Below are 1221 nucleotides of genomic sequence, written 5' to 3'. Positions count from 1 at the left end.
GGGCGTGATGGGGCGGGGGCCACGCGGCTGGTGCTGAAGTACCAGCCGCTGTGGGGGCCGCCGGAGCCCTTCCGGGCGTTGCTGGCGGGCTTCGAGCGGGACAACCCCGGGGTGACGCTCGTCACGGAGGCGCTGCCGAACTCCTCCGATTTGGCGCACCAGTTCTTCCTCACGTCGTTGGAGGGCGGGGCGAAGGACTTCGACGTGCTGGTGGCGGACGTGGTGTGGGTGCCGGAGTTCGCGCGCGCGGGGTGGATAGCGGACCTGTCCGCGGAGTTCCCGCCGGAGCGGCTGCGCGCGGAGTTCCTGCCGGGGCCGGTGGAGGCGGTGGTGGTGGAGGGGCGGACGTACGCGGTGCCCTGGTACCTGGACGTGGGCGTTTTGTACTACCGGACGGACCTGGTGCCTCGGGCGCCGCGCACGTACGCGGAGCTGGAGCGCTTCGCGCTGGACGCGAAGGCGAAGGTGCCGGGCATCCAGGGCTTCGTGTGGCAGGGCCGGCAGTACGAGGGGTTGAGTTGTAATGTCTTTGAGGCGCTGTGGGGGCACGGCGGGGACGCGATGGGGGAGCACGGGCGTGTGTTGTTGGAGACGGAGGCGGGGCGCGAGGCGCTCGCGTATCTGCGCGGGTTGCTGGTGAGCGGAGTGTCGCCGGAGACGGTGATGGGGTTTGGGGAGGAGGAGGCGCGGCGCATCTTCCAGGAGGGGCGCGCGGTGTTCATGCGCAACTGGCCGTATGCGTGGAGCGAGGCGCAGAAGGAGGGCTCGCCCATTCGCGGCAAGGTGGGGATGGCGCCGTTGCCGACGGTGAGTGGCGAGCCGGGATTCGGGACGCTGGGTGGGTATCAGCTCGCGGTGAACGCGCATGTGTCGCCGGAGCGGCGGAAGCTGGCGGCGAAGCTCATCTCACACCTGACGTCGCCGGAGGCGAACCTGGTGCTGGCGGTGCATTACGCGCGCAATCCGCCCCGGGCGTCTGTGTATGACGATGCGAGGTTGAAGGAGAGCTCGCCGTTCATCGCGGGCCTGCGGGAGATGGCGGAGCGCGCGAGGCCCAGGCCGGTGACGCCGTACTACAACCTGATTTCAGATGTGTTGCAGAGCGAGTTCTCCGCGGCGGTGGCGGGGCTGCGCTCGCCCGAGGCGTCGCTGAAGCGCGCGCAGAAGCAGGTGGACCATTTGATGGGGGAGGGGCGATGAGCGCGGGGGCATCGGGCGGAC

1 protein-coding gene is annotated in these 1221 nt (G+C 70.1%); it reads left to right on the top strand.

The genetic code is table 11. From position 1 onward, the window contains the following. A partial coding sequence (locus FJV41_RS49195; RefSeq protein ID WP_141649516.1) for an ABC transporter substrate-binding protein occupies positions 1 to 1200 on the top strand: 1200 nt, incomplete at its 5' end. Between the last annotated feature and the right edge of the window lie 21 nt (positions 1201 to 1221).

Origin of the sequence: Myxococcus llanfairpwllgwyngyllgogerychwyrndrobwllllantysiliogogogochensis (assembly GCF_006636215.1) — a bacterium.
Lineage (GTDB): Bacteria > Myxococcota > Myxococcia > Myxococcales > Myxococcaceae > Myxococcus > Myxococcus llanfairpwllgwyngyllgogerychwyrndrobwllllantysiliogogogochensis.
This window is presented reverse-complemented; position numbering and strand designations above follow the sequence as displayed.